Origin of the sequence: Bartonella queenslandensis AUST/NH15 (assembly GCF_000312585.1) — a bacterium.
GTDB classification, from domain to species: domain Bacteria; phylum Pseudomonadota; class Alphaproteobacteria; order Rhizobiales; family Rhizobiaceae; genus Bartonella; species Bartonella queenslandensis_A.
Genome location: NZ_HE998013.1, coordinates 29,255 through 32,936 on the forward strand (window position 1 = coordinate 29,255; position 3,682 = coordinate 32,936).

General features: G+C 36.6%; 3 protein-coding genes and 1 pseudogene. 1 reads left to right on the forward strand and 3 read right to left on the reverse strand.

Annotated elements, in window-relative coordinates:
* The coding region (locus tag BN338_RS08230) for a ThiF family adenylyltransferase (protein ID WP_039760912.1) at positions 1-237 on the forward strand (237 nt) is incomplete at its 5' end.
* 645 nt (positions 238-882) lie between these two features.
* On the opposite strand, the pseudogene BN338_RS08235 reads toward BN338_RS08230, so the two are convergent.
* The 3 genes and pseudogenes from BN338_RS08235 to BN338_RS13535 all read right to left on the reverse strand — a co-directional run bounded on the left by BN338_RS08235 (position 883) and on the right by BN338_RS13535 (position 3,062).
* Positions 883-2,116: pseudogene (locus BN338_RS08235) on the reverse strand (MFS transporter).
* A 234-nt stretch (positions 2,117-2,350) separates the two neighbouring features.
* Positions 2,351-2,737 carry a ThiF family adenylyltransferase gene (locus tag BN338_RS13240; RefSeq protein WP_280109528.1) on the reverse strand — a complete coding sequence of 129 codons (387 nt, stop codon included), beginning with the start codon at positions 2,735-2,737 and terminating at the stop codon, positions 2,351-2,353.
* The gene (locus BN338_RS13535; protein ID WP_280109529.1) at positions 2,724-3,062 is read right to left on the reverse strand and encodes a ThiF family adenylyltransferase; all 339 of its coding nucleotides are present in this window, start codon (positions 3,060-3,062) and stop codon (positions 2,724-2,726) included. The genes BN338_RS13240 and BN338_RS13535 overlap by 14 nt, the downstream gene beginning before the upstream one ends.
* Positions 3,063-3,682: the final 620 nt, after the last annotated feature.

Sequence of the window (3,682 nt, forward strand, 5' to 3'; positions counted from 1 at the left end):
ACCCCTCCTGCTCCCGATACTATTCCAACATGTGCTGAAGCTGGAATCATCGGTGCTTTACCTGGCGTTATTGGAACTCTACAAGCAATGGAAACTATTAAAATGATCACAAACATCGGAGATCCATTAGTGGGAAAAGTGCTCCTCTATGATGGGTTGTCTGCACAATTTAATGTCCTTACTTATAAACGGTCAGCTTCCAATGTGAATACAGCAGTGGCCAAACTTTGCTTGTAAGCGTTTGGGAATAAGAAAATACCTCAGCAAGATCACGTTCAACCATTTCTCTATTGCACATAGCAGCTATTTCATGTGGCAATACTTTAATAATCTTCAAAGCATAACTCATAAAGAGATAATCCAAATGATCTCTTTGTTATAAATAGTAAAAGATTGATCATCTATGCCTATACATTCAATATCAAAGAAAGATATCAGCCTATCAAGCACAATAAACACTACTTGGGAATAATTATACGTGGAACAGCGCCTCTACATTACCTTCCTCCACGAGAAAACGCATGCGGATAGCAATAAGAAGTAAAAAGGGCGAAACAAACTTCATAAAAAGCTTCGATATCTCAAAGTCTCCCCTCTTTTTCAGTGTCTTCACGGTTAATGATAAAGTTTCTTTCTCTACACTCTTTAGTAAAGGCAAAGTTGCAGTTTTTCAAAAGAATGCTAGAAATTGTGTTTGGTGAAATAAACCAGATTGACTATACAGAGTCTTTTATGATTTAGAATGTGCTTCACGCAATCATTTACAGCATAGAAAAATTTCTGGTAACAGATTGATTGCTCTTCTCCATGAGTAAAACAAACCGTGATCATTTTCTTGAGCTGAAAAACTTTAAAAGCATCATTTTTTAAAACATATTTACCCTATAGTTTTCTCAAAATAGATTTACCAGAGTGTCTTATCCATCTCATGAGGACCACACCACACATGAAAAAAGTTATTGTTGGCAAAATAAGATAATAAGAGGGTGAAATTTTTGCAGGAAGAAAAGAAATAACACTTAAAACCACCACAGAAAACATTCTTCCACTAAAAGATACAGCGCCAACGACACCGGAAATATGTTGGGTTTGTTCTTGGCTAAGTTCTGAGAAAAACAGACTCTTTGCGCCTATTGGTACAGTGCAAATAAATCCATGGATTAAAGAAAATGCGATAACCGACGCAACATTTTGATTAGTGTGGACGAAAAAATAAAGAGCAACGCACATAAGAGCAGAAAAGAACGAAAAATATTTTACAGAATTTTTATATTTTTTATCAAGAACATGATATTGAGACATGAGCAAGTTTGAAAAATATTGCGCTGAAAAAGCTCCTATATGACAGAACATCAGTATCAACATTTGCGCGTCGGTGAGATGATTGACTTTTGCACCTGAGAGTATGATAGGCTACCAGAAATGGTAAATAATTTGGATGCCGGCACTAAAAAGGCACATAAGAGAAATAAACCACACTCCTCCCACGGTGTTTTGAAAGATCCAGAGCGTTTCCTTAGCATTATGCAGAATGTTTTTTGTTTTTGTCCCTTCATTCACTGATTTCGGCTCTTCAGGTACAATACAAAATATCACAAAAATGATTCCCATCATAAAGCATGAAATGATATATCCTATGAAATACTGTCCAGAGTAATATATCGTTCCAATTCCTATGATACCACTGATAATGCTACCGAAAGAATTAACCTGGTGATAGAGATGTGCATAATGAGAAAAGTGATCCTGCTTATTGCCTAGAGAATGATAAATCCAGCCATCAATGGCGCTTACAATGAGACAAATTCCCGCTGCATAGAGAATTTGTGCAATGATGAGTGCCGTCATATGGGGTGCTTTAAGGCAGAGAAGATAAAACACTCCTGTCATAAGGACCGCAGCCAAAACGGAGTATTTACGCCGATATCTATCAGCCAAAACAGCACAAGGAAAATCAAGAAGCAAAATGGTAACAGAAAAAGCGACTTGTAGTAGAGCCAATTGCGCTAAACCAACCCCCATAGACATTAAAAAAAATCGCATGGTAGACACCAATCAACATCCGTACAGCATTATAGGCTCCATAAGTAAGAGCTAGGATGCGAGATTTGTTCATTGTTCTGTTCCATAGACCTTGCAATGAGGATTCTTTTTTAGGGAACGCTCTTCTGTGAAAAGCTTGCTACTCCATATCCCTCCATGGCGATCAGTAGAAAGTATATCGCCATAACCACCTAAGAATTTAAGAATATCATTGGCACACATTGAGGACGAAAGGGCATTAACAGGAGGAAATGTTGCAACTTTAAAATTATTATGGATAGCAGTACACGCATCGTATATTGCATGATCATTTTTTGGGGGAAGATTTCCTATAGATGAGCTGCATGCATAGCATGCCCGTTTTCCCAAGCATGTAAAAAGGTCCAAATACAGCAATGTCATTGACATATCCAGAATTTATATAAGCTTGTTGATTTTTTACACACCATTCATTTGTCCATGATACCAAATGAACAGGCTCATCTGCAGAAATGATCCACAAATCGGCTCTGGGCAGTTTGTTAAGATCTGTTTTTGTTGTGATTGACATCTGTAGTTCTGTGACTTCTATCTGACTATTCCTTCGTATTAGCTCACGTCGAAGAACCGTTGTTTTAGGAAGCCCTACGTCTTGTTCTGTAAAAAGAATTTGTCTGGTAAGGTTGATCATCTCGATCACATCAATTATCGACAAGAATTAATTTCCCTACACCAGAGGCAGCAAGTATCGCTGATACATGGTTACCAATTCTGCCACATCCTAGAATTACCATCACTTTTTGTGAAAGTGTTTGCTGAACGGACTCTGGATCCATACCATAGCTTTGATAATGAAGATAATTTCTGGAATATCGATTATTAAAGATATTCTCCGATGTCCCAGCCAAAACAAGAAAGTGATTAAACACAAGAAAGCCAAATGCGCGGTTAAAATCTTCTCTTAACATGATTGACGATAGCGAATAATAAGCTTCTTCCACCGTCTTTTCCTCGATCCATTGTGCAGCAAGAAATACCAAATTTCCCAGTCTTTTCTTTCATTAATCATAAACTGCTTTACCTACACCGAAAATTGCATCCTCTTTACGGGCAAGAACACAGGTGTATTTTCCCAAAATATATTGCTACTCCATCGCACTTCCCACATATTCATCAAATAAACTTCTCCCTGAAAAGTTATCTAGGAAAAAGAATTCTTCTTAATTATTCGTTACATCCTGTATGATCCATGATCCCCCCTTAACTTCATTTTTTTATTATTCGACACTCATGCGACAGGAGCAGATCTATGTTAAAATACCATTATTGTAAATATACTTTGATGATGCGTAAGTAAACAATTTTACAAAAACACGTATTAAGATGATTTAGAAAATAAAAGATATCCCATGCATTTTAGACTTCTTTTTTACATTCAGAAGATAAGTGCAGCTTATTGTTGTCGAAATTTATTTTCTATGACTCTGCATTGACTCACTTCAGCAAAATAAAATGATGTGCCCTAAAAGATTTATTCACTTTCTTTAACATTACTCTCATAGGGCTTTAACATTGTCTTATAGGGAGATGCAGCCATTTTGTTTTCCAGAAAAACTTTCAACAAAGTTTTTCCTGATGCTCGTATTTTCTAACTTGAATC